A 23,480-nucleotide genomic window follows, 5' to 3' on the forward strand; every position below is an offset into this window, starting at 1 on the left:
CGGCGCCCCGGCCGCCCGATGACGCCACCGGTACGGCGGTAGCGTGATCGGCGTGAGGCTCCTCATCGTCACCGCCGTATCCGCCGAGGCCGACGCCGTCAGGCGCGGCCTGGCACCCGGGCACGAGGTGGTCAGCGTGGGCGTCGGACCCGCCGCCGCGGCCGCCGGAACGGCGCGCGCGATCGCGACCGCCGCCGCCGAGGGCGTCCGCTACGCGGGTGTCGTCAACGCCGGTGTGGCCGGTGGCCTCGCCGGCCGGGTCCGGATCGGTGACACGATCGTGGCCACCGAGTCGGTCTCGGCGGAACTGGGCGTGGCCCTGGCCGACCGGTTCCAACCGTTGGACGAGCTCGGCTTCGGCACCAACACGATCGGCTGCGACCCCGCACTGACCCGTGACGTCGCGGGTCACCGGGGGGCCGTGCTGACCCTCGCCACCATCACCGGCACCGCCGAACTCGCCGGTTCCCTCGCCGCCCGTTACCCCGCCGCGCTCGCCGAGGCCATGGAGGGTTTCGGTGTGGCGACGGCCGCGCGGCAGGCGGCACTGCCGTTCGCGGAGATCCGGACCGTCTCCAACGCCGTCGGCGACCGTGACGTCGCCGGGTGGGACTGGGACGCCGGTTTCGCCGCCCTGGCCGCCGCCGCCGCGACGCTTCCCGCCCCGAAGGACTGAAATCGTGCTGAATCTGGCGTTCTCGCCCTGCCCGAACGACACGTTCGTGTTCCACGCGCTGGTGCACGGTCTCGTCCCCGGCGCCCCCGCCGTCGACGTCACGTACGCCGATGTGGACGTCACCAACACGCGCGCCCTCGACGGGGCGTTCGACGTGGTGAAGGTGTCGTACGCGGCGTTGCCGTGGCTGCTCGACCGGTACCGGTTGCTGCCCACCGGGGGCGCACTCGGGCACGGTTGCGGCCCGCTGGTCCTCACCCGGGACCGGCGCCGCCCCGAGGATCTGGCCGGTGCCACCGTCGCGGTCCCGGGTGAGCGCACCACCGCCTACCTGCTGTTCCGGTTGTGGTCGGCCGGGTTCGCGCCCGGCCGTATCGAGGTCGTGCCGTTCGCGGAGATCATGCCGGGTGTCGCGGCGGGTAGGTTCGACGCCGGGCTGGTGATCCACGAGGCCCGGTTCACCTACCCCGAGCACGGTCTGACGATGCTGGCCGACCTGGGTGAGTGGTGGGAGGGCGAGACCGGGCACCCCATCCCGTTGGGTGCGATCCTGGCGCGCCGGGAACTCAACGCCGACGCCCTCACCGGCTGGATACGCTCCAGTGTGGAGTACGCGTGGCGGCATCCGGAGGCGAGCGCCGACTACGTGGCGTCCCACGCGCAGGAGATGTCGGCCGACGTCACCGGACGGCACATCGACCTGTACGTCAACGAGTTCACCGCGGACCTCGGCGACGCCGGTCACGCCGCCGTGGCGGACCTGCTGGGCCGGGCCGCCGCCGCCGGGTTGGTGCCCCCGATCGCCGGGCTGCGGTGACGCGGACCCGCCCGCGGCGGGAGCCACCGGGCCATAACAGCGTGGTGGCGGCGCGGAGCGGACAGCTACGCTAGGGACACGCCGCCACCGGAACGGAGGCGGCCCGAATGGGTTCCTGCGTCGCGAGTAGAGGTTTGCCTGTGCCTACCGGTCGAGTCAAGTGGTACAACACCGACAAGGGTTTTGGCTTCGTCTCCCGGGACGACGGCGGCAGTGACGTGTTCCTGCACCGGGACGCGCTGCCGGAGGGCGTCACCGATCTCAAGCCCGGCCAGAAACTGGAGTACGGGATCGTGGACACCCGCCGTGGTGTGCAGGCGATGTCGGTGACGCTGGTCGAGGCGCCGCAGCGACTCAAGAAGGCCGAACCGGCGCCGCAGCGCCGCTCCCCCGACGAGCTGCACGGCCTCATCGAGGACATGATCAAGGTCCTGGAGGACCAGGTGATGCCGCCGTTGCGGCACGGCCGCCGCCCCGACCGCAAACAGACCGCCAAGATCGCCGAGGTGGTCCACGCGGTGGCGCGGGAACTGGAGCAGTGACCGACCGGTCCCGTCCGCGGGGCCGGTTGCCCTCACCTGGCCGGGCCGTTAGTCTTGCGCTTCCCCACCGCCCGATCCCCCAGGAGTGACGTTGTCCCGCAACATCGTGTCGCGTCGGCTCGTTCCGTTCGCCGTCGCGGCCGTCGTCCTCGCCGCGCCGGTCGCCGCCCAGGCCGACGAGACGGTCGGCATCGACATCAACCCAGGAAACGTGCCGACGACCGCCGTAGGCCACGACGACATCTCGTGTGACGGCCTGCCGGACGATTCCGACTCCACTCAGGACGGATGGGTCTTCGTGTTGCCCTCCGACCGTGGAGACAAGGGCGCCTTCGTCTCGGTGACGGCCACGTACACCGACCTCGACGGAGTGACCCACGTGTACACCACGGACGCCGAGGGTGGGATCGTCACCTCCCCCGGCGCCTCGGCCACCTCCAAGGCCTACATCCTGACGCCCGCCGGATGGACGTTGACCGCCGCGACCGCGGAGGTCACCGGCGTCGGCGCGGGCGCGAAGTTCAACCTGACCCACACCTGCCCGGCCGACTCCGGTGATCAGTCGCCGAGCCCCTCGGACGGTGCGAGCCCGTCCGGTGACGCCTCACCGTCCGACGATGAGTCCACGGAACCGGCCGAAGGCGTCCTCCCGGTGACGGGTTCTCCGATGACGCCGCTCATCGTCACCGGCGCCGCCCTCGCCCTCGTCGGCGGGGCACTGCTGTTGGCGTTGCGGCACCGGCGCGCCACGGCGCGCGGCTGACGCACCCGGCGGGCGTCCGTGCGGCGCCCGCCGCCCGACCGCAAGCAGGCCGCCGAGATCGCCGAGGTGGTTCACGCGGTGGCGCGGGAACCGGAGCAGTGACGGCGTTCCGGTGACGGCGGGGTGCTCCGAGGTGGCGTTCACGCCCGTCCGGTCCGGCGTCGCAACCCGGTGCGGACGGCCGCCAGGAACAGCCGCACCGCGGCGCCGAGGATCACCAGGCCGGACAGCATCTGAATGGTCACCAGCAGCCGGGCGGCACCGGTGCGGGGTGTGATGTCCCCGAATCCCACCGTCGCGAAGACCGTGACGGTGAAGTACAGGGCGTCGACGCGGTCGAGCGGTTCGGAGAACGCGCCGTCGCCGGACAGCCGGTAACCGGTGGCGAACGCCAGCAGGAACAACAGCACCGAGAACCCGAACGCGCCCACCGCCCGCAGCCGGGGCCGCGGGTCGCGGGATATCGCGCGCAGCTGCCACACCGTGACGGCCGTGACCGCCGCCAACGTCACCGGCCACCACCAGACGGCGGCGTCACGGCCGGTGTCGAGCGGGATCAGGAAGTACCCGGCGGTGACGGCCACCGCACCGGCGACCGGGCGCGCGAGGGTTCGCACCGCCCGGCGCCGTTCGGCCCGTGGGCTCGACGGGTCCACGTCCACTCCCTCCCCCGACGACGTGACGCCTCCACTGTGACATCGTCTCGGCCCGGTGGGACGGGGTTCGCGGTGATGCTCAGCGGTACCGGTCGGGGTCGGGTAGGAGTTCGTTCATCGCCCCCGACCGGAAACCGGCGGGGTCCAGGACGACGGTGGTGAACCCGTCGAGGTTCCGCCACAGTTCCGGGCGTTCCCGCAACCGTGGCACGAGCGCGGCGTCGACCTCCACCCGGGCGGTGTCGTCACCGAGGTCGCGTACCCGCAGGTCACGGACGGGTAGGCCCGCGTCGTGGAGTGCGAGCCGCAGTGCCGTCTCGGCGCGCCCGACGCGGGCGAGCCCGCCGCCGGTGACCGGGACGCCGTAGGCGATCCGGCTGGACAGGCACGCCGCCGCCGGTTTGTCCCACGTCGGGAGGCCCCACATCCGGGACACCTCACGGACCTGGTCCTTGCGGAACCCGGCGTCGCGCAGCGGTGTGACCGCGCCGCGTTCGGCCGCCGCCCGGATGCCCGGCCGGAAACCGGCGACGGCGTCGTCGGCGTTGGTGCCGGTCGCGACGTGGTCGAGACCGTGCCGGGCGGCCAACGGCAGCAGGGTGTCCAGCAGTTCCGACTTGCAGAAGTAGCAGCGGTCGCCGGCGTTGGCGCGGTATCCCTCCTGGGACAGTTCGTCGGTGGTCGGGGTGAGGTGCCGGACACCCAGGTCGGCGGCGAACCGGGCGGCGGCGGCGAGTTCGGCCGCCGGGAGGCTGGCCGACACCGCGGTGGCGGCGGCGACCCGGTCGGTGCCGAGGGTGCGGGCGGCGGCTGCCAGCAGGAACGCGGAGTCGGCGCCGCCGGAGAACGCCACGAGTACGCCGCCGAGTTCACGCAGCCGGTCCTCCAGCGTGGCGAGCCGGGCGGCGGTGTCGGTGTCGAGGGCGTTCGCTGTGGTCACGCCGCGAGCCTAGCGCGGCGCGGGCCGCCGACGGCCGGGACGCGGAAGGCGGGCACGGACGAGCGCGCCGAGACGCCGCCGGCACGCTCACCTTCAGTCCACTGTGGCTGTGACTGTCCGCGGAGTACGCGACACGTGCGCAAGCCCGCCATGTGACGGATCGGCTCGAACGGCCACAAGAGACACGGGACGGGAATCGCGGCCGCGTTGACCCGGGTGGCCCCCTGGCATGAGGGGGCCACCCGCCCGTATCCGGTCAGCCGGCGCGTCGCAGCCGCGCCAGCATGCCGTTGAGGTCGTGGACGAACATGTCGTGCCGGAAGACGTGCCCGCCGGGCATTTCGAGGCCCTCGTGCGGGATGCCCGCCTGCGAGAGTGCGGCGCGGAATTCGCGTTGTCCCGCGAGGACCTGGGTCTCGTTGACGGTGTCGAACCAGTTCACCGGGTCCGGTGAGGTACCCGCGACCAGGAACACCCGCTTGTGGTGGTAGCTCGGGATGCGTTCCATCGGGTTGTCGGCGCTGACGCGCGCCTCGTCCCACAGCGGCGCACCGTAGACGGTGCCGCCGCCGAGGTCGAGCGCGGCGGATGTGGCGTTCGCCCAGTGCACCACCAGCCCGAAGTCGCGGCGCAGGCTCGCGGGGCCGGAGTGGGAGCTGACCGAACAGAAATGGCCGTAGTACTTGGCGGCGTACTTCAACGCCCCGAATCCGCCCATGGAGAACCCGGCGACGGCGCGGCCGTCGTATTCGGGGAAGGTGCGGAAGTTCTGTTCGATCCACCGCAACAACTGTTCGATGTGGAAGAACTCCCAGTTGCGGGGTCCCGTGTTGGTGCTCACCGGGTTCGAGTACCAGCCGGTGGACGCGTCGGGCATCACGACGATGATCTCGCGGCCCGCGGTCAGGTTGACGATGTTCTCGTGCATGTGGAAGTGCCGGAAGTCGGAGTTCCCGCCGTGCAGCAGGTACAGCACCGGGTAGCGTTTCCCGCTGGTGTGGTATCCGTCGGGGAGCAGCACGTTGACGCCGGGGTCCCATTCGATGGCGTCGGTGGCGAACCGGTAGTACTGGAGGCGGCCGGGGTTCTCGTTCCGGTCCACGATGCGCAGGCCGTGTCCGTCGACGGCGGCGTGTGCGGCGCGGGGCCGGAGGGCTCCGCCCGCGAAGGCGCCAGCCACGGTGGCGGCGGCGGCTCCGGTCAGCAACCGCCTGCGGCTGATCAGCGGCGGGGAGGCGGGGGTGTGGTCCATCGTTTCCTTCTCCTGACGTGATGCCGTGTCGCTCCGGGCGGCGGGCACGGCGGAGTACGCCAGGTTATCGAAGGAGGACGTATCGTGATAGAGGCAAATCCCCTTTTTTAGATATGTACCTATAAATTCACCACGGGGCGCGCGCCGGGCAGCACCTCCACCGGTTCGCGACCCGGCACCAGCGCGCCGTCCGCCACGTAGCCCTCCGGGCTGTCGGCCAGCAGCGACACCAGGACCGAGCGGCGGTCGGCGAGCGCACCGGCCGACTCCGGCGCGGCGGCCAGGTCCCGCAGTTCCTCCCGGTCGTCCACCATGTCGAACAACTGCTCGTGGCCGTCGCCGGAGAACCACACGTACTTGAACCGCTGATCCACCACGGCGTGAACCGACTGCCCGCCCTGGTAACTGTGTTCGATGTGGACGTATTCGCGGGGCGTCTCGGGTGCGCCGCCGGCGGCCACCGCCCGCAACGACCGCCCGTCCAGGCCGTCCGGGACCTCCAGACCCGCACAGTCCAGCAGGGTCGGCATCACGTCCTGCAACGTCACCAGTTCACCGCTGACGCCGCCCGGCTCCGACTCCGGCCCGGCCAACAGGAACGGGATCCGCGCCGAACCCTCGTACGGCAAGGACTTGCGCCACAACCGGTGTTCGCCGAGCATCTCGCCGTGATCGGAGGTGAAGCAGAACCACGTGTTCTCGACGGTGAAGCCGAACTCCGCGGCGGCCTCCATGAACCGCTGGATCTGGTGATCTATGTGGACCATGTTGCCGAGGTAGCCCGCCCGGGCACGGTGCAGACTCTCCCGGTCGTACTCCGCGACCGGTGCGTCGGGCCGGTCGTCCTGGCGGAACCGGTCGAAGCGGCCCGCCCAGTCCCCCACCACCGGTGCGTAGGGCGGCGCGGCCATGAACTGGTCGAACGCCCACTGTGGCGGGTCGAACGGCGGGTGCGGCCGGTGGAACGACAGGTTCAGGAAGAACGGGCGCGTGGGGTCGCGCCGGTACATGAACTCCACGGCCTCCGTCACCACCCAGTTGGTGGGGTGGAGGTGCTCGGCGCGGGGCCACGGACGCGCCACCATCGAGTTGCAGTCGACACCGTGGTCGGCGTAGTCGCTGTCCACGGTCTGGCCCGGCTGCCGGGTCAACCAGGTGCGGTAGTCGTCGGTGAACCGGGGGTCCTCACGCCTACGGCGGCTGTGGTGCATGTAGCCGTCGTGCAACACCACCTCGTCGAACCCGACCCGGTTACGCGCGGGCGCCGCGTGCATCTTCCCGATCGCGCGGGTCTGGTAGCCCTGCCGGCCGAACTCCCCCGCCATCGTCACCGGGAAGTCCCACGGGACGCCGTCCTCGTATCCGACCCGGCCGTGCGTGCGGGGTGCCAGGCCGGTGTGCAGCGACGCACGCGCGGGGATGCAGCTCGGCGACGGCGTGTACGCGCGATCGAACCGGGTGCCGCGCCGCGCCAGGTCGTCCAGGAACGGGGTGCGCGCCACCGGGTGACCGGCGGCCGACAGGTGGTCGCCACGCCACTGGTCGGCCGTGATCAGGACGATGTTGGGGAGTGCGGCAGCGGTCATGGCGGTGATCATAGTCGGGGGCCGGGGCGGCGAGACCCGGACGGCAAGCGCATTCCCCGCGCTCGCGGCGACACATGGTGCCCGCGACGCCACGCCGTGTGAAACCCGCCTCGCGGTGTTGACGGCGAAGCCGTCCACCGGCGACAGTTGAGTCGCCCCACGAACCCGAACCGAATCCGATGCCGAACCTCCCCTCATTCCTCCCCGACCGGAGGCAGCTCACGCGTAGGCTGCCCGGCGTCGCCGTGGCCGCGCTGGTGGCGCTCATCCTCACCGCGTCGGTCCTCGCGAGCGCCCCCGCCACCGGGCGGCTGCACCCCGGCACGTCCGCCTCCGACATCCCCTCGACCCCGGAACCGGAGTCCTCGACCGACCCCGCCGGGGACCGGCAGGACCGGCTGGAGGAACTGGTCGGCGACTACCTGGCGGCCCACCCCGGATTCACCGCGACCGTGGCGATCGGCGACGACCTCGGTCGCCACGAGATCGCCGGTCCCGCCCTGGAGTCGGCAAGCGTCGCCAAGCTGGAGATCCTGGTGCGGTGGCTGCTGGCCCGGCAGTCCGGACCACTTCCCCAGGACGAGTACGCGCTGGCGCGACGCATGATGAGCGAGAGCGACAACGAGGCCACCGACACGTTGTGCATCGACATCATCGGTGACACCGCCCCCGAGGACGTCCCCGGCGGGACGGGCCTGTGCACCTCGGACGGCTGGTGGGGTGCCCACGAGACGACCGCCGCCGACCAACTCGACGTGCTGGCGGCGGCGTGGGACCCGGGACTGCTCAGCGAGGAGAGCCGAGAGGTCGTGCGGGACCTCATGTCGCAGGTGGTGCCGTGGCAGGTGTGGGGCATCAGTGCCGCCGCGCGGGACGGCGAGGCGGTGTGGTTGAAGAACGGCTGGGACGAACGGGACGGCTGGCTGGTCCACAGCGTCGGTGTCGTCGGTGGGCCGACGCCGGTACGGATCGCGGTGCTGACCGGCGGCCACACCGACTACGAGACCGGTGTCGCCCACGTCGAACGGATCGCCGCACTCGCCCGCCAGGCCCTCGACGGCCACTGAGCCACCGGACCACGCGGTTCCTCGTCCACAACCGCCCGGTTATCCACAGCCCTCGGTTCACCGGCTTCACACCGCCCGATTCCGGCCGTAGGCTCGACGCCATGGGGAGGAGGAGTGGCGGCCCCCGAACCAGGGCGGGCCGCGACGCCCGCCCCCCGTTCCACCGGCCCCCCGGCTACGGCAGGGTGACCGGGTGCAGGCGAGCGACGGTCCAGCGGCGGCGATACGCGGTCACGAGGGTGGACGCCAGCAGCGCCGCGACACCGAACACCGCGAGCACCAGCACCGCCTGCCACAACCGTCGCGGCTCGCCGCCGGTCACGGTGATCCGCAGGGCGTCCACCAGGTACGTCATCGGCATCAGCGGATGCAGCGCCTGGAAGAACGCCGGAGACGTCTGGATCGGATACGCCCCGCCGGAGGCGGGCACCTGCACCGTCAACAGCACCAGCATGGCGACACCCCCCATACCGCCCCACACCAGTCGCAGCAGTTGCCCGACCGCGGTGAACACCGCCGCCCCCGACAGCGCGACCGCTACCGTCGCGACGGGGTCGACCGCGTCGAGTCCGAGCCCGAGCCCGGCGGCCGCGTACAGGATCGCGACGGCGGCGACCGCCAGCGGCAGGCTGGGTAGCCATCCCGCGAGCGCGATCGTCGCGGTGCGGGTCCGGCCCGCGAGGGCACGGGGGTTGCAGGAACGCAACACCAGGTACCCGGCGGTCGCGAACAGCCACAGCGCGATCCCGAACCACAGTGGCGCCATGCCCCGGCCGTACACGTCGGCCGGGTGCGCGTTGACGTTTCGCACGTCGACGGGTGAACCGAGCAGGTCCGCGATGGCGGCGTTGCGGGCGGGGTCCATGGCGGGCAGCGACCGGGCGGTCCCGGTCAGCGTGTCGGCGAGGCCGCCGGACTCGGAGGCGAAGTCGTCGGTGGCCTCGGCGAGCCGTTCGGCGCCGGTGCGGGCCGCCGCCGTGTCGCCGGTGAGGCGCTGGGATTCCGCGACCAGGTCGTCGATGCGTCCGTCGGTCACGCCACCGCCGCCCGGCGACAACGACTGGATGTCCTCGTCGAGTGTGGTGACGCCGTCGTCTATGGCCCGGGCGTCGGCGACGGCGGCGTCGAGGTCGCGGCAGGCGTCGCCGGTGTCGCCGTCGCACAGCAGCCCGTGGATGTCGGAGAGGCGTCCGGCGAATCCGTCGGTGAGTTCGGCGGCGGCGCGGGAGTCCGACTGGATCGCCGGCCACCGCCCGGCGAGGGTGGACTCGGCGGGTCGGATGTCGCCGCGCAGGTCGGCGACGTCCTCCGAGAGCCGCTGTGCGGCGAGTTCGAGGTCGGTGAGGCCGGTGTGGAGCCGGTCGGCCTGGTCGGCGGTGTTCCGGGCGTCGTCGGTGAGGTCGCCGGCGGCGTGGGCGGCCTGTTCGACACCGGTGTCGAGTCGGGTGAGGTCGCCGACGGCGGCCTTGGCGGCCGTCACGTACACGGCGGTGTCGATCTGCTGCCGCAGGTCGAGGGCGGCCGTGTCGGCGATGACGCCGGACAGGTAGCCGTTGGAGTCGTCGCGCCGCACGGTGACGTGGGGTCGTTCGCTTCCGGCGAGGGCGCGTGAGAAGTCGGCGGGTACGACGACGGCGAAGGCGTAGTCGCCTTCGGTGACGCCTCGGATCGCCTCGGTCTCGGTGACGGGATGCCAGTCGAAGGCGTCGCCGGCCTGGAGTTGCCCGGCGAGTTCGGCTCCTGCGTCGATGTGGCGTCCCTCCACGACCGCGCCGGTGTCCCGGTCGACGAGCGCGACGGGGATGCGTTCGGTCGATCCGTAGGGGTCCCACTGCGACCACAGGGCCAGGCCGCCCACCAGGATCGGCACCGCGACCACCAGGCCGAGGACGACGCACCGGAGCGGTCGGCCCCGGAACCGGCGTAGTTCCAGTAGGGCGAGGCGTAGCGCGGTCATGGCGGCTCCCTTCCGACGACCCGCGTGACGACGGTGTGGGCCTGGACGCCGTGGGGGCGGGGGAGGCCGCCGGTGGCGGGGTGGAGCCGGACGACGACGTCGGGGGTCAGATCGGGCCGGACGGCGGTGGCGATGACGACGTGGTCCTGGTCGGCGAGTAGCCGCAGTGCCGCCCAGACCCGGGCGGCGGCGACACCGCCCAGGCCGGCGTCGACGTCGTCCACGGCGATGACGGGGGTGCGGGCGGCGGCGGCGAACGCGAGCGCGAGCAGCGTCCGGTCGACGGGCGCGAGGTCGCCGCACCGGGTGCCGGTGTGTGCGTCGACTCCGAGCAGTTCCCAGACGCGGCGGAGGTTGTCGCGGGTGGCGGGGCAACCGGTGAGGATGGTCTCGGTGATGAGTTCACCGACGGTGTGGTGGGGGTCGAGGGTGACGGCGGGCGCGGCGGCGGCGACGGCGACCTTGCGGCGGATCGCCTCGGGGCGACGGTCTCCGCCGACGGAGACGTGTCCGCGGCGGTGCCGGAACCGGCCCGCCAGGGTCAGTAGGAGGCTGGTCTTGCCGCTGCCGGAGTCGCCGACGAGGGCGACGAGTTCGCCTCGGGCGGCGGTGAGGTCGACGTCGCGGTAGACCGGTCCCGCGGGGCCGGTGGCGGTGAGCCCGTGTGCCTCCAGGTAGGGGGGTTCGCAGGGCGGCGGCCGGGTGGCGGGGTCGGGGAGTTCGACGGCGGGGAGTTCACCGGTGTCGGAGAGGGTGGGTGGCCCGGGGGCGTGGTGGGGTGAGGGGTGGTGTGGTGTGTTGTCGCTCCCCGTCACCCGGTCATTCTCACACCGGCGGCGACACACCGTGATATTACCGACCGGTAACGTGCGCGTGGGTCGTGCGCCACCGCGACCGGGTCGGGCTGCTCGTGAAAGCCCGACCCGGTCACGGCGCGTCGGTGGCGGAGGTACCGCGACCCACCGCGGTCCCGTGCCGCCACCGTGCCCCGCCCCAGGTATCAGGTCCCCGGCTTGTTGCCGAAGATGTGCAGTACGTCTCCCACGTCGAGCATCTCGTACAGGGCCACGGCGTCCTCGTGGAGCAGGTTGACGCAGCCGTGCGAGCCGAAGGAGTCGTGGATGTAGGTGGTGGTCTCGTGCAGGCCCTGTCCCATGTAGAAGTGCTGCCAGTACGGCAGCCACACCTTGTAGGGCTTGGACCACTCCTGTTCGGCCCGGTTGGTGATCTCCAGCTTGCCGGTCTGGGTCTTGTACTGGCCGGCCATGCCGGTGCGCACGATCGTCGGGCCGTAGACGATCTCCCCGACGTCGGTCACCCACAGGGTCTGGTGGGTGAGGTCGATGCAGACGACGATGCCGCCGCCCGGGTCGCACTTGTCCAGGTCGGACTCGTGGATGCGCACCGCGACGTCCCGGGTGAGGTCACCGGCGTGACCCTCCGCCGGGGAGATGCCCATCCGCTCCTGGAACTCGGTGATGGCCTCGCAGTCCTCCCTGGACTGCTCACCGTCGACGAACACCTCGCCGTAGCCGCCCAGGTCGGCGAGGATCTCCTCGACCTGCTTCTGGTGGGGACCGGTGTCGCCGCAGTCGTGGTCGACCGTGGGCGTGGCGGTCTGGGTCTCCTCCTGCGGGTCGGGCTCGGGAGTCTCGGTGTCGGTCTCGGGCTCGGCGGTGTCGGAGACGGGCTCGGCGATGACGCCTCGGTCGTCGCCGGAACCGGCCCAGGCGAAGGCGCTCACGCCGACGGTCAACGCGACGGCGAGGGCGGCGGCCACCACGATGGGCCGACGGATTTTCATGTGGATCACTCCCCCGGGAACGGGCTTTGCATCTGAGACGGAAGCGGGCACCCGTCTGGTTGCCGTCGTAATAGAAACGTGACCGAAGTGGTCACCGTCACGACTCGTCCAGCCTCGCGCGGGTTCGGGGCCGCGGACTCCCCAGGTCGTGCCATTCGCGTTCCGGCTGACGTCGGCGGTTCGTGCCAGACTGGTAGATCGACTCGGCGGCCCCGTGCGGTGAGGAGCAGGTGACGGTGACCGGTGGACCTTTGATCGTGCAGAGCGACAAGACGTTGCTGTTGGAGACCGGCCACCCGCTCGCGGACGAGTGCAGGCTCGCGATAGCGCCCTTCGCGGAGCTGGAACGTGCCCCCGAGCACATCCACACGTACCGGTTGACGCCGCTGGGGCTGTGGAACGCGCGTGCCGCCGGCCACGACGCCGAGACCGTCGTCAACGCCCTCCTGACGTATGCCCGGTTCCCCGTCCCGCACGCGCTGCTGCTGGACCTCACCGAGACCATGGACCGGTACGGGCGCCTCGAACTGCGGAAACACCCCACGCACGGCCTCGTCCTGCACGGTGTCGACAAGGTGGTCCTGACGGAGGTGTCCCGCAGCCGCAAGCTCGCCGGGATGCTGGGAACCCGCATCGACGACGAGACCGTCGTCGTACACGCCAGTGAACGCGGCCGGCTGAAGCAGGCGCTGTTGAAGCTGGGCTGGCCCGCCGAGGACCACGCCGGTCACGTCGACGGCGAGTCCCACCCGATCAAGCTCGCCGAGGACGGCTGGACGCTGCGCCCGTACCAGCGGCAGGCGGTGGACGCGTTCTGGGCGGGTGGTTCCGGGGTCGTGGTGCTGCCGTGCGGCGCGGGGAAGACGCTCGTGGGCGCCGCCGCGATGGCGCAGGCGTCGGCGACGACGTTGATCCTGGTCACCAACTCCGTGTCGGTGCACCAGTGGCGGCGGGAACTGGTCGCCCGGACCAGCCTCACCGAGGACGAGATCGGCGAGTACTCGGGGGAGCGCAAGGAGATCAGGCCGGTCACGATCGCGACCTACCAGGTGTTGACGGCGCGCAGCAGGGGCGAGTTCCGTCACCTCGACGTGTTCGGCGCCCGGGACTGGGGTCTGGTCGTGTACGACGAGGTGCATCTGCTTCCCGCACCGATCTTCCGGTTCTCGGCGGATCTGCAGGCGCGGCGGCGGCTCGGGCTGACGGCGACGCTGGTCCGCGAGGACGGCCGGGAGGCGGACGTGTTCTCGCTGATCGGCCCGAAGCGGTTCGACGCGCCGTGGCGGGACGTGGAGGCGCAGGGCTGGATCGCCCCGGCGCGCTGCACGGAGGTGCGGGTCACCCTCACCGACGCCGAGCGGATGGCGTACGCGGTGTGCGAGGAGGTGGACCGGTACCGGGCCGCCGCGACCATGGACAGCAAGCTCCCGGTCGTGGAGTCGCTGGTGGCGCGGCATCCGGGTGAGCAGATCCTGGTGATCGGCGCGTACCTGGACCAGTTGGAGGCGTTGGCGGCGCGGTTGGACGCGCCGCTGGTGCAGGGGAACACCCGCACGAAACAGCGTGAGGAGTTGTTCGCGGCGTTCCGGTCGGGAGAACTGCGGACCCTGGTGGTGTCACGGGTGGGGAACTTCTCCATCGACCTGCCGGAGGCGACGGTGGCGATCCAGGTGTCGGGGAGTTTCGGTTCCCGGCAGGAGGAGGCGCAGCGGCTCGGCCGGGTGCTCCGCCCGAAGGCGGACGGCCGTACCGCGCACTTCTACACCGTGGTGTCACGGGACACCGTGGACACCGAGTACGCCGCGCACCGGCAGCGCTTCCTGGCGGAACAGGGCTACGCTTACACCATAATGGACTCCGCCGACGTCTGAAGGCCGGAGCGCCCTCCTGCCGCTTGCCGTGGTTCGCGCGGGCGTGGACGATGGTGTGATGGGCCGAGTCCGGTTGGCGCGGTGGCGGAGTGCCGTCATATGGACGGGTGCCGTCTGCTCGGGCCTGGGCTTCATCGCGGTCATGGGTTGGGGCACCTGGTTGCTGGTGGACACCGGGACCGGCGGGGCCGCGTCGGGCAACGTGGATGCGATCCGCACCGTGTTGACCGCGATGGTGGGTGCCGGTGGCCTGGTGACGCTGGTCGTGGTGATCCGCCGGCAGTGGAGCCAGGAGCGGGCGCACGAACTCGCGACCCGGGTCGCCGACGACAACCGCACCGAGGCCGACCGGCGGCACCGGATCGAACTGGAGTCGCTGCACCACACCAGGGAAGAGGCCGACCGCAGGCACCGCCTCGATCTGGAGAACGCGGACCAGGTGAGGCACGACGCCACCGAACGTCGCATCACCGACCTTTACATGGCCGCCGCCGAACAGCTCGGGCACGAGAGGGCACCGGTGAGACTGGCGGCGCTGTACGCCCTGGACCGGTTGGGCCAGAACCATTCCGGTCATCGGCAGGTCATCGCCGACATCTGGTGCGCCTACCTGCGGCAGCCGTTCACCCCACCGCGACGGGTGTTCGGCGAGACGGCCGACACCGGATCGGGGCCGATCGATTCCACGGTGGACGCCTATCTCACGGCTTCCGTGGAAGACCACGCGGCCGAGGAGACGCGAGAACAGGAGTACGAGGTGCGCGCCACCGCGCAACGCCTCCTACAGCGCCACCTCACCGATCCCCGAGATACCGCCGCCTGCCGAGACGATCCACCACCGGAAGAGCCCGCCGGATACTGGCGTCTGGACCGGATCGAGTTGCGCGGCGCCACCCTCGTCGACGTCGACCTCAGCGACTGCCACCTCCCCGAAGCCGACTTCACCCGCACCCGGTTCCACGGCGACTCCCGGTTCGTCGCGGCACGGTTCGCGGGTGCGGCCCGGTTCGACAGGGCGCTGTTCGCCGAGGACGCCGAGTTCGGGCGGGCGCGGTTCGCCGGGGTCACGGGTTTCCGTGGGACACGGTTCGAGGACGCGGCCGGGTTCGCCGGGGTGGAGTTCGACCGGGAGGCCGGGTTCGGCGATGCGCGGTTCGCCGAGCACGCGGGGTTCGGGAAGGCACGCTTCACACGTGAATCCGAGTTCGACCGGGCCTGGTTCGACGGGACTGCGGATTTCGCGGAGACGGAGTTCCACCGGGCCTGCCGGTTCAACGACGCTCAATTCGTCGGAGACGCGGGGTTCGGGAAGGCGTGGTTCGGCGGGTCGGTGAGGTTCGAGGACACCCGGTTCGGCGGCCGGGCCGAGTTCCACGAGGCGCGGTTCGACAAGTCCACCCGATTCAGCCGGGCACGGTTCGAGGGCGACGCCGTCTTCGATGAGGCGCGGTTCGGAAAGACGGCCCGGTTCGATATGACGTGGTTCTCCGGGCGCGCCGGGTTCACCGGCGTGTGGTTCTCCGGGCACGCCGGATTCGAGGCGACGCGGTTCCTGGGCGGCGCCGGGTTCGGGAAGGCGTGGTTCGCCGGGGACGCCCGATTCACCGAAGCGGAGTTCACCGGTAGGGGGCTCCTCGGAGGAGCCTGGTTCAGCGGTGTGCGGTTCGGCGGAGACGTCGACTTCTCAAGTGGACGGTTCGCCGGGGCGACGTGGTTCGACGACGCGGAGTTCCCCGGACGCACCGGTTTCGTCGCGGCACGGTTCGGTGGCGTGGCCAGATTCGAGCGGGCACGGTTCCACGGGGAGACACGGTTCACGGAGGCACGCTTCGACGGTCAGGCGTGGTTCGGGGAGACGCGGTTCGCCGCCGACGTCCGGTTCGGGAAGGCCCGGTTCGCCTCGGACGCCTGGTTCGGCAGTGGAGCGACCTACGGCGGTGGAGGTAGGTCCAATCCCGCTCGCATGATCGGGGCTCCCACATTCCAGGCCGAAGCCGATTTCAGCCGTGCGGTCTTCGCGGGGGCCGCCCGGTTCACCGGGACGGAGTTCGCCGGTCGCAGCCGGTTCTCCGCAACGGAGTTCGGTGGTGACGTCGGGTTCAACGGTGCCCGGTTCGAGACGGACGCATGGTTCGTCGGAACCCGGTTCGGCGCGCGGGCCTGGTTCGGCGGCGTCCAGCTCGCAAAGGGTGTCGTCCTCGACTGTGATGGCGCGTGCGCGGTCATGAACGTGGGCCATACCTGGCCGACCGGTTGGGAGTTCACGCCGTTCACCGACGGCTGGATGAAGTCGGGGTGGCGAAGGTTGACGAGGTTACGACCACCGTGAGGCGATTCCCCAGAATCGAGCCGCGACCGTCCTGTGTGTCCACTCCGGTGACGGGACGTTTCTACTCCCGGAGGGCGAGCGGGTAGTCCTGTGGGTGGAGAGGGGTTTCGCCACCGGGAAGGACGCCGGTACACGTCATGATCATTAATCTTGCGACATGCGTAGACCACTGACCCTGGCCGCCGCCGCGATGCTGGGAGCGCTCGTCCTCCCCGGTGTCGCCTCCGCCGACCCCGCGGCCACCCCGTCCGATTCCGCGCTCGACCCCGCCCTGCTGGAACGCACCATGGACGCCCTCGTCGACGTGGGTGTCCCCTCGGTCGTCGCGGAGGCCCGCGACGGTGACGAGACGTGGGCCGGCGCGGCGGGCGACCGGGACCCGTGGACCGGCATCGACACCCGGCCCACGGATCTGGTCCGCATCGGTTCGGTGACGAAGACGATGGTGTCGACCGTGGTGCTCCAGCTCGTCGAGGAGGGGAAACTGGAGCTCACCGACACCGTCCAGGAGCTGCTGCCGGGCACGGTGCCCTACACCGAGCCGATCACGGTCACCCAGCTGCTGAACCACACCAGCGGAATCCCGGACTACTTCCTGAAGGTGTACCCGTCGCTCCTCGAGGGCTCCTATGAGGACATCCAGACGGAGCGGTGGCGGTACTACACGCCGCAGCGGCTGGTGAGCAAGGCCACCGCCGATCCGCTGTACTTCACGCCGGGTTCGCAGTTCAGCTACTCGAACACGAACTACTACCTGGCCGGCATGATCATCGAGGAGCTCACCGGCACCTCGTGGGAGCGGCAGGTCAAGACCCGGGTGTTCGCACCGGCCGGGATGTCGGACACCCAGCTTCCGCAGTACAGCCCGTTCATCCTCGGGCCGCATCCGCGCGCCTACTTCGTGTCCGGCGTCGAGGACCCGGAACGGTACGACACCACCGAGTTCGCGCCGAACCAGCTGTGGGCGGCCGGTGTCGCGGTGTCCGACATGGCGGACGTGAACCGGTTGTTCGCGGCGTTGTCGGACGGGACGCTGCTGTCGCCGGAGTCGCTGGCGACGATGCGTGACCTGTCGCCGCAGTCGGAGGGTTCCTACGGCCTGGGTCTGCAGGCGATCCCGGTCGGAGGCTGCGATCCCATTCCGGAGGACATCGCCTACGGCCACACCGGCGGCACCTTCGGCTACAGCACGATGTCCTTCCACTCCCCCGACGGCGACCGGCAGTTCTCGTTCACGATGACGCTCGACGACCAGGCGGCACCGTCGCAGGAGGTCGCCGTGGCGCTGGGGAACCTGCTCAACGCCGGTCTGTGCTCTGTGGACACGACCGGGGTGTCGACCATGTCGGCGACCGACCCGTTCGACGGCGTCATGCTCGACCGGTGGGCACGACAGGACTGACCCGGCACGACGTACCGACGCCCTCGCGGACGACCGCGGGGGCGTCGTCGTGTCAGCGGGGTTTGGCGATGGGGCGGTGGATCGCGGCGTAGGTCTTGCGCAGCGCCGACAGCGACCGGTCGTAGGACGCCTGCGCCACCCCGATGAACAGGCAGTCCACCACCATCAGTTGCGCGATGCGGCTGCCGAAGGCGCCTGACCGGAACCGGGTCTCGCGGGCGGCGGTGGTGAGGACGACGTCCGCGGCCTCCGCCAGCGGGGAGTCGCCGTGGTTGGTGATGGCGATGGTGCGGGCGCCGCCGGAACGGGCCAGTTCCAGGAACTCCACGGTCGCGGCGGTGGTGCCCGAGTGCGAGATGGCGACGGCCACACAGGACGGATCGAGGGTGGCGGCGGCCGACCAGGCGGCGTCGGAGTCGGGCCAGTTGAGCGCGGTGCGGCCGATCCGGGTGAGTTTCTGCTGCAGGTCGAGGCCGACGAAGGATCCGGCGCCGACGCCGAAGCCGTCGACGCGGCGGGCCGCCAGGACGTACTCGACGGCCTGGGCGAGTGCGTCCCGGTCGAGGGCGTTCCCGGTGTCGGAGATGGACAGCGTCTCACTGAACACCACTTTGGACACGATGTCGTCGATGGTGTCGCCGCGGTCGATGTCGCCCGACGCCGAGGGCAGGTTCGCCGTCTCCAGGTTCTCCCTCGTGGACTCCTGGATGAGGTCGGCGCGCAGGTCGCGGTACCTGGAGTAGCCGATGCGGTGGTAGAACCGCACGACCGAGGTGGTGGAGGTGCGGCAGTGCTCCGCGAGTTCGGCGACGGAGCGGTTGGCGGCGTCGAGCGGACTGGCCAGGCACGCCTCCGCGATCCGTCGTTCCGACGGCCGCAGCGACGGCAGTGCGGCCCGCATCCGCACCAGCACGGTACGGGACTCGGACCTCTCGGCTACATCACTGGTCACAGGGGCTCCGTATACGGATGGGTCGTGGGGTGATCGCGATAAGTATCCATGTTCGTCGCATCGGCACGGTAACCGCTCCGTCGCGAGATTGTTACGCGAACCATAGTTACACGAATCTCGATCATGATGTACTTTTGTGCCCTCTCCCAGGTGGCGGCGCCGCCCGGGAGGTCAGAAGTCAATCGTGCTCAGTTCCCTCCCAGGAGCCACCATGTCCGTAGGTACTCGCGCACGGCGGGGCACGGTCGCGACGATCGGTATCGCCGCCTCCGTCGCGCTCGCCCTGGCCGGTTGCTCCGGCTCACCCCAATCCGAAGCCGAAGGGCCGTTCGTGATCGGTGTCACCACCGACCCCGACACGCTCTTCCCCTGGAAGGCCACCCAGTTCCAGGCCGTCAACGTGCTGCAGAACATCTACGGCACCCTCACCGAGTACGACGCCGACCTCAACGTCGTCCCCGGTCTCGCCGAGTCCTGGGAGGTGTCCGAGGACGGCCTCACCGTGACGTTCCACCTGCGGGAGGGCGTCAAGTTCGCCGACGGCAGCGACTTCGACTCCGAAGACGTCAAGTTCTCCCTCGACGCCATCAAGGCCGAGGAGACCGCCGCCGTCGCCGCGTCCTCGCTGGGCTCCGTCGAGGAGGTCACCGCCGTCGACCCCGCGACCGTCGAGGTCTCGCTGACCGCTCCCGACGCCGCGCTCGCCTCCAACCTCGCCGTCGTCAACATGGCGATGCTGTCCAGCGACGACACCGAGGAGGAACTGAACACCACCCCCAACGGCACCGGCCCGTTCGCGTTCGACGGCCGTGTCGCCAGCCAGTCCCTCACCCTCAAGAAGAACCCGAACTACTGGGGTGACGCCGCCGCGCTCGACACCGTCGAGTTCCGGGTCATCCCCGACGAGGACTCGATCCTGTCGGCGATGCAGTCCGGCAACGTCCACCTGGCCGTGTTCGACAACCCGCTGGTCGCCCAGACCGCCACCGACATGGGCCTCGACGTGGCCGAGACGCCGCAGCTGAGCTACCACACCCTGCAGCTCAACGCCCACAACGGCGACGTCTCCGACGTCAACGTCCGGTTGGCGATCCAGTGCGCCATCGACCGCCAGGAGGTCCTCGACACCGCCGCGTTCGGCGAGGGCGAGGTCACCGGCCCCATCACCTCCCCGGCGTACAAGTCGGACCCCGCGGCGCGGCCCTGCCCGACACGTGACCTCGACAAGTCCGCCGAGTACCTCGCCGAAGCCGGCATGGAGGACGGCGTCACCATCGACGCCATCGTGTCGCAGGGCGAGTACGCCAGCTCCGTCGACGAGGCGCAGAACCTGAAGGACCAGCTCGCCGAGGCGAACATCGAACTCGACTTCGAGGTCCTGGAGTCCGGCGCGTTCGTCGACGCCTGGATCGCCGGCGAGTTCGAGGCCGCCATCGCCCTCAACGGCGGACGGCAGGACCCGGACGGCATGTACGGCCGGTACTTCACCAGCGACGGCAACCTCAACCCCGTCGCCGGGTACAGCTCCCCCGAACTGGACGAACTGTTCGCGCAGGGACGCGCCACCTCCGACGAGGCGGAACGCAAGGAGATCTACGCACAGGTCAGCCGGGAACTGGAGGACAACGCGGCGTGGATCTGGCTGTTCACCAGCTACACCTTCACCGCGACCACCTCGAACGTCGACGGTTTCGTCCCCGTCGCCACCGGATCCCTGCAGTACCTGCGCACCACCACGTTCAAGTAACCCGAACCACCGGCGGGCCACGACGTCGTGGCCCGCCGGTGCACCGGAAGGACCAGGCCATGCTCCGAACCATCGCCCGCAACCGCGTGGTCAAGCGGCTCGCGGCGGCACTGCTGACCCTGTTCGGGGTCGCGGTGTTCGTCTTCGTGATGCTGCGGGCAATTCCGGGCGACCAGATCAGCGCCAACCTGGGCACCGAGGCCGCGGCACTCACCCCCGCGCAACGCGCCGCCCTGGAGAGCTACTACGGCCTGGACCAGCCGCTTATCACCCAGTTCTTCTCCTGGATGGGGAACCTGCTCACCGGCAACCTCGGTTTCTCGTCCCGCGCCCAGGCCAGCGTCCTGGACCTCACCCTGGCGGCCCTGCCGGTGACGTTCGAGCTGGCCGTCCTGTCGATCCTGTTCGCGCTCGTCATCGGGATCCCGCTGGGCATGCTGTCGGCGTCGAAACCCGACTCGCTGCGCGACGGACTCGGCCAGACCGTCGGACTCGCCGGACTGTCCGTCCCGGCGTTCCTGCTGGCGACGATGCTGCTGTCACTGCTGGCGACCTGGTTCGGGTTCAACCCCAACGGCCGCGGCTTCGCGCCCCTGTTCACCGACCCGCTACTGAACCTGCAGCAGATGCTGCTTCCGGCACTGGTACTGGGATTCGGTATCGCCGCCCCCATCATGCGCACCACCCGCACCGCCGTCCTCGAAGTCCGCTCCGACGACTTCATCCGCACCGCCCGTGCCAAGGGCGTCCCGCCGCGGCGGCTGCAACTGCGGCACGTGCTGCGCAACGCGCTGGTCCCGATCGTCACCATGACCGGCCTCCAGTTCGGTTACCTGCTGGGCGGCGCGGTCGTCGTCGAACAGATCTTCTCGGTCCCCGGCATCGGACGGCAGGTGCTGCTGGGCATCCAACAGAAGGAGTACGCGCTGGTGCAGAGCACCGTGCTCGTCATCGCGTTGACCTTCGTCATCGTCAACCTGCTGACCGACCTGCTCTACCGGGTCATCGATCCTCGGGTGCGCTCATGACCGACATCAGCCAGACCGCGCAACTGCCGCCCGCGACCCGGTCCGGTTCCGGACGGCTCCGCAGCCTGTGGCGTTCCGGCAGCGGACGCGCCGGACTCATCATCGTCGGCGTGCTCGTCCTGTTCAGCCTCGCGTCGTTCGCGGGACTCATGCCGTACGACGCCATCGCCCAGGACCCGCCCAGCCGGCTGCTGCCGCCGTCGGGCGACCACCTCCTCGGCACCGACCAGTTCGGCCGGGACGTGTTCTCCCGGGTCGCGGCGGGCGTCGCCAACTCCGCGCTCATCGCCGTCGTCGCGGTCGCGTTCGCGGCGGTCGTCGGCACGCTCGGCGGTCTCGTCGCCGGGTTCTACCGGGGTTTCTCCGACAGCGCGATCGGCGGTGTCACCAACGTCCTGTTCGCGTTCCCGCCGCTGCTGCTGGCGTTGGCGCTGGCGTCGGTGTTCACCCGCAACTGGTTCACCATCGCCGTCGCGATCGCCGTGGTGTACGTGCCGATCTTCATCCGCGTCGTGCGGGGACCCGTACTGACGCTGCGGGAGATCGAGTACGTCAAGGCCGCCACCAGCACCGGGCAACGCAAGTCGGCGATCATGATGCGGCACGTACTGCCCAACATCACCTCGATCATCATCGTGCAGGTCACCCTGTCGCTGTCGTGGGCGGTCCTGACGGAGGCGTCGCTGAGCTTCCTCGGGCTCGGCACCCCGCCGCCGGCACCGTCCCTGGGCCTGATGATCTACGACGCCCGCGCGCTGCTGACCGTCGCGCCGTGGACGATGATCGCCCCCGGCGCCGTCGTGGTGCTGCTGGTCGTCGGCCTCAACCTGCTCGGTGACGGGCTCCGCGACACCCTCGACCCGCGCAACCGGGGACGGCGATGAGCCGCGCCCCGCTCGTCACAAGGAGCACCGCATGAAGATCCTCGGCATGATCTCCGGCACATCGCACGACGGCATCGACGTCGCCGTGGTCGACTTCCAGGCCGACGGGACCGCCCTGACCGGGGAGATCCTGCACACCGACAGCACCCCCTACGACAAGGCGCTGCGGAACCGGCTGATCGCCGCGCTGCCGCCCGCCGACACCAGCTTCGCCGAGGTCTGCGAACTCGACACCCTCATCGGGCAGACCTTCGCCGCCGCCGCCGAGACCGCCATCGCCGCGGCCGGACCGGTCGACCTGATCGTGTCGCACGGCCAGACCGTGTACCACTGGGTCGGCGCGGAGACCGCCCTGGGCACCCTCCAGATCGGACAGCCGGCCTGGATCGCCGAACGCACCGGCACCCCCGTTCTTTCCGACGTACGGATCCGCGACATCACCGCCGGCGGGCACGGCGCCCCGCTCGTGTCCTACCTGGACGGACTGGTGCTCGGCGCGGCCGGCGGCACCCCCGCCGCCCTCAACCTCGGCGGCATCTCCAACATGACCGTCGTCCGGGGACCCGACGACGTCACCGCCTACGACATCGGCCCCGCCAACGCGCTCATCGACGCCGCCGTCATCGCCACCGGAGCCCACCCGCAGGGCTACGACGAGGACGGCCGCATCGCCGCGTCCGGCACAGTGGACGAACGACTCCTCGCGGTCCTGCTCGCCGAACCCTACTACCGGCTCCCCGCGCCCAAGAGCACCGGCAAGGAACTCTTCCACGCCGACTACGTGCGGCAGGCCGTCGCGGCGTCCGGCGGTGAACCCTCACCCGCCGACCTCATCGCCACCCTCACCGAACTCACCGTCCGCACCGTCGCCGCCGACGTCCGCGCCGCCGGGATCACCACCCTCGCCGTCTCCGGCGGAGGCTCCCGCAACCCCGTCATCCTCGCGGGCCTGCGCGCCGCCCTCCCCGGCACCGACGTCGTCCTCACCGACGAGTACGGCGTCCCCGCCGACGACAAGGAGGCCATCGCCTTCGCCCTCATCGGCTGGTGCACCCTCCACGGCCTCCCCGGCAACAACCCCGGCGGCACCGGGGCACGCGGCGGCCGCATCCTCGGCACCCTCACCCCCGGCGACGGACCGCTGCGGCTGCCCGAACCGGCCACCGAGGCACCGCACTCGCTGCGACTGCACCGGAGGAACTGACCC

Annotated in this window: 20 protein-coding genes; 12 read left to right on the forward strand and 8 right to left on the reverse strand. The window is 70.8% G+C overall.

The genetic code is table 11. The features are described from left to right. Window positions 1-52: 52 nt before the first annotated feature. The 4 genes from mqnB to LX16_RS25395 all read left to right on the forward strand — a co-directional run bounded on the left by mqnB (window position 53) and on the right by LX16_RS25395 (window position 2,798). A complete protein-coding gene (gene mqnB, locus LX16_RS25380; RefSeq protein WP_211354772.1) occupies window positions 53-676 on the forward strand; it encodes a futalosine hydrolase in 624 nt (207 codons plus the stop codon). A 1-nt stretch (window position 677) separates the two neighbouring features. Further along, entirely contained in the window at window positions 678-1,493 is an 816-nt protein-coding gene (locus LX16_RS25385) for an MqnA/MqnD/SBP family protein (RefSeq protein ID WP_147144605.1), read from the forward strand. A gap of 140 nt (window positions 1,494-1,633) precedes the next feature. Further along, on the forward strand, window positions 1,634-2,035 hold the full coding sequence (locus LX16_RS28335; RefSeq protein WP_147144506.1) for a cold shock domain-containing protein: 402 nt from the start codon (window positions 1,634-1,636) through the stop codon (window positions 2,033-2,035). Between the two features lie 91 nt (window positions 2,036-2,126). Beyond that, complete coding sequence (locus LX16_RS25395) at window positions 2,127-2,798, forward strand: LPXTG cell wall anchor domain-containing protein (protein ID WP_147144507.1); 672 nt, start codon at window positions 2,127-2,129, stop codon at window positions 2,796-2,798. Between the two features lie 140 nt (window positions 2,799-2,938). Here LX16_RS25395 and LX16_RS25400 read toward each other — a convergent pair whose 3' ends face one another. The 4 genes from LX16_RS25400 to LX16_RS25415 all read right to left on the reverse strand — a co-directional run bounded on the left by LX16_RS25400 (window position 2,939) and on the right by LX16_RS25415 (window position 7,232). After that, complete coding sequence (locus LX16_RS25400) at window positions 2,939-3,415, reverse strand: potassium channel family protein (RefSeq protein WP_211354773.1); 477 nt, start codon at window positions 3,413-3,415, stop codon at window positions 2,939-2,941. A gap of 118 nt (window positions 3,416-3,533) precedes the next feature. Then, window positions 3,534-4,394 (reverse strand): ATP-dependent sacrificial sulfur transferase LarE, encoded by an 861-nt coding sequence (larE, locus tag LX16_RS25405; protein ID WP_147144508.1) that lies wholly within the window; start codon window positions 4,392-4,394, stop codon window positions 3,534-3,536. A gap of 256 nt (window positions 4,395-4,650) precedes the next feature. Continuing rightward, window positions 4,651-5,646, reverse strand: a complete 996-nt coding sequence (locus LX16_RS25410; protein WP_147144509.1) for an alpha/beta hydrolase — start codon at window positions 5,644-5,646, stop codon at window positions 4,651-4,653. A gap of 119 nt (window positions 5,647-5,765) precedes the next feature. Further along, window positions 5,766-7,232, reverse strand: a complete 1,467-nt coding sequence (locus LX16_RS25415; RefSeq protein ID WP_147144510.1) for an arylsulfatase — start codon at window positions 7,230-7,232, stop codon at window positions 5,766-5,768. A gap of 179 nt (window positions 7,233-7,411) precedes the next feature. Between LX16_RS25415 and LX16_RS25420 the strand changes: the two genes are divergently transcribed. Next, on the forward strand, window positions 7,412-8,299 hold the full coding sequence (locus LX16_RS25420; RefSeq protein ID WP_147144511.1) for a serine hydrolase: 888 nt from the start codon (window positions 7,412-7,414) through the stop codon (window positions 8,297-8,299). A gap of 175 nt (window positions 8,300-8,474) precedes the next feature. Here LX16_RS25420 and LX16_RS25425 read toward each other — a convergent pair whose 3' ends face one another. The 3 genes from LX16_RS25425 to LX16_RS25435 form a co-directional block, all read right to left on the reverse strand. Beyond that, entirely contained in the window at window positions 8,475-10,256 is a 1,782-nt protein-coding gene (locus LX16_RS25425; protein ID WP_147144512.1) for a YhgE/Pip family protein, read from the reverse strand. Continuing rightward, the gene (locus LX16_RS25430; protein ID WP_158645743.1) at window positions 10,253-11,071 is read right to left on the reverse strand and encodes an ATP-binding cassette domain-containing protein; all 819 of its coding nucleotides are present in this window, start codon (window positions 11,069-11,071) and stop codon (window positions 10,253-10,255) included. The genes LX16_RS25425 and LX16_RS25430 overlap by 4 nt, the downstream gene beginning before the upstream one ends. Window positions 11,072-11,256: 185 nt before the next feature. Next, entirely contained in the window at window positions 11,257-12,060 is an 804-nt protein-coding gene (locus LX16_RS25435; protein ID WP_147144514.1) for a L,D-transpeptidase family protein, read from the reverse strand. Window positions 12,061-12,296: 236 nt separating this feature from the next. Here LX16_RS25435 and LX16_RS25440 point away from each other — a divergent pair, with 236 nt between their 5' ends. The 3 genes from LX16_RS25440 (at window position 12,297) to LX16_RS25450 (ending at window position 17,662) form a co-directional block, all read left to right on the forward strand. Further along, a complete protein-coding gene (locus tag LX16_RS25440) occupies window positions 12,297-13,931 on the forward strand; it encodes a DNA repair helicase XPB (protein WP_147144515.1) in 1,635 nt (544 codons plus the stop codon). Between the two features lie 58 nt (window positions 13,932-13,989). Continuing rightward, window positions 13,990-16,260 carry a pentapeptide repeat-containing protein gene (locus LX16_RS25445; RefSeq protein ID WP_147144516.1) on the forward strand — a complete coding sequence of 757 codons (2,271 nt, stop codon included), beginning with the start codon at window positions 13,990-13,992 and terminating at the stop codon, window positions 16,258-16,260. Window positions 16,261-16,417: 157 nt separating this feature from the next. Further along, window positions 16,418-17,662 (forward strand): serine hydrolase domain-containing protein, encoded by a 1,245-nt coding sequence (locus tag LX16_RS25450; protein WP_147144517.1) that lies wholly within the window; start codon window positions 16,418-16,420, stop codon window positions 17,660-17,662. Between the two features lie 52 nt (window positions 17,663-17,714). On the opposite strand, the gene LX16_RS25455 is transcribed toward LX16_RS25450, so the two are convergent. Further along, on the reverse strand, window positions 17,715-18,563 hold the full coding sequence (locus tag LX16_RS25455) for an SIS domain-containing protein (RefSeq protein ID WP_147144607.1): 849 nt from the start codon (window positions 18,561-18,563) through the stop codon (window positions 17,715-17,717). A gap of 262 nt (window positions 18,564-18,825) precedes the next feature. Between LX16_RS25455 and LX16_RS25460 the strand changes: the two genes are divergently transcribed. Genes LX16_RS25460 through LX16_RS25475 form a run of 4 tightly spaced genes read left to right on the forward strand, consistent with a single transcriptional unit; the run spans window position 18,826 to window position 23,477 of the window. Then, on the forward strand, window positions 18,826-20,361 hold the full coding sequence (locus LX16_RS25460) for an ABC transporter substrate-binding protein (protein ID WP_147144518.1): 1,536 nt from the start codon (window positions 18,826-18,828) through the stop codon (window positions 20,359-20,361). A 59-nt stretch (window positions 20,362-20,420) separates the two neighbouring features. Further along, the gene (locus LX16_RS25465) at window positions 20,421-21,389 is read left to right on the forward strand and encodes an ABC transporter permease (protein WP_147144519.1); all 969 of its coding nucleotides are present in this window, start codon (window positions 20,421-20,423) and stop codon (window positions 21,387-21,389) included. Next, window positions 21,386-22,273: an ABC transporter permease gene (locus LX16_RS25470; protein ID WP_147144520.1), complete on the forward strand. Its 888-nt coding sequence runs from the start codon at window positions 21,386-21,388 to the stop codon at window positions 22,271-22,273. Before LX16_RS25465 ends, LX16_RS25470 begins: the two co-directional genes overlap by 4 nt. 31 nt (window positions 22,274-22,304) lie before the next feature. After that, a complete protein-coding gene (locus tag LX16_RS25475) occupies window positions 22,305-23,477 on the forward strand; it encodes an anhydro-N-acetylmuramic acid kinase (protein WP_147144521.1) in 1,173 nt (390 codons plus the stop codon). Window positions 23,478-23,480: the final 3 nt, after the last annotated feature.

This window comes from Stackebrandtia albiflava, assembly GCF_007994225.1.
Classification (GTDB): Bacteria; Actinomycetota; Actinomycetes; order Mycobacteriales; family Micromonosporaceae; genus Stackebrandtia; species Stackebrandtia albiflava.